This window comes from Streptomyces sp. NPDC002130 (assembly GCF_040296465.1).
Classification (GTDB): domain Bacteria; phylum Actinomycetota; class Actinomycetes; order Streptomycetales; family Streptomycetaceae; genus Streptomyces.
This window is the reverse complement of the sequence record NZ_JBEOXI010001131.1, coordinates 1-1127: the sequence shown is the minus strand read 5'-3', so window position 1 is coordinate 1127 and position 1127 is coordinate 1. Positions and strand designations below refer to the sequence as shown.

General features: G+C 61.8%; 2 protein-coding genes and 1 pseudogene. 1 reads left to right on the top strand and 2 read right to left on the bottom strand.

The window, feature by feature from the left end; all coding sequences use genetic code 11:
* Positions 1 to 160, bottom strand: a pseudogene (locus ABT116_RS49015) (transposase); the annotation flags it as partial.
* Between the two features lie 333 nt (positions 161 to 493).
* Between ABT116_RS49015 and ABT116_RS49010 the strand changes: the two are divergent.
* Positions 494 to 937, top strand: a complete 444-nt coding sequence (locus tag ABT116_RS49010) for a hypothetical protein (protein WP_232508977.1) — start codon at positions 494 to 496, stop codon at positions 935 to 937.
* On the opposite strand, the gene ABT116_RS49005 is transcribed toward ABT116_RS49010, so the two are convergent.
* Positions 888 to 1127: MerR family transcriptional regulator (locus ABT116_RS49005; protein WP_351648080.1), on the bottom strand; the 240-nt coding region annotated here is incomplete at its 5' end. The genes ABT116_RS49010 and ABT116_RS49005 overlap by 50 nt on opposite strands.

Here is a 1127-nt window from a genome sequence, read left to right as displayed (position 1 = left end):
GGGGCCGGCCCACAATCCGAGCACGTCGCGGTGTCCGTCGAGGCTAACGCCGATCGCGGCATAGATCGGCCGGTTTGCGACCTGACCGCCGGCGGACTTTGACGACGATCGCATCGACGAAAATCGCAGCGTATACCTCGTCGAGCGGTCGGGCAGCCCAGTCCTGTATCTATCTTCGAGCTGAACCACATACTTCGAGAACAGCGGACACTGTCCCCAGCGCCGCGGTCTATGACATCAACTACCCGTGCAGGCCACATTCAAACAGACGGCCAAGCGATGTGGTGCTGAAGAACGATCACGGCAATGCCCGCGAGAGCAGTCGTCGTTGCCAATCCGAGATAAGATCAGGAACAGTCCTGAGTCGACAGCGGCGCCAGGCCTGCCATGAGCCATGCAAGCAGCATCGGCCCCGAACAGATAGGCCTGCCATGAGCCATGCAAGCAGCATCGGCCCCGAACAGATAGGCCGACCAAGACCATGCCCCTGACAGTGAAGTACTCGCAAACCTACGGCGACGCATTGACCGCATTGGCTGCCGTAACCCAACGTCCGGTGAACGTCGTCAACCTCGCCGGGATGTACGCCATCCGCGTCGAGCTGGAATACAACCGCTACGTCGTCGCCACCAACACCCCGCACGGACTCTCGGATGACCCCGAGATCGAAGGCTCCTGGCTGGTGCGAATTTTTCAAACCAACGCCGACGACGCACTGGACGAACTACTCACCGCAGCCACCCAAGTCTGGCTCATCGACGCCTTCGATTCTGCTCTCGAACAACTCGAAGCGGACGGCAACAAGATCCTCGCGGACGCAGACTTCGGCGACATCAGTCGCTCCGAAGGAGCAATCGTCTCTCCTACCGGCGAGGGGCTCGGCCTCGTCACTCTCGGCGAAGACGGCGCTCACGCTGAAGCGGTCCCGCCCCACTGAACTGACCGAGACGCGCCTCAAGCAGTGCATTCTGGGCTTCGAGGGAGAGAATCAACCGAACCCCCACCACGTTGACCCCCTCGTCGATCAGTGCGGTGATTCGGTCCAACGTGTTCAGATCCACCTCGTCACGGCGTTCGTGACGGGGGTCGCCGAGCGGTTCTGGACGGTGTGCCGCGAGAGCGCGGCC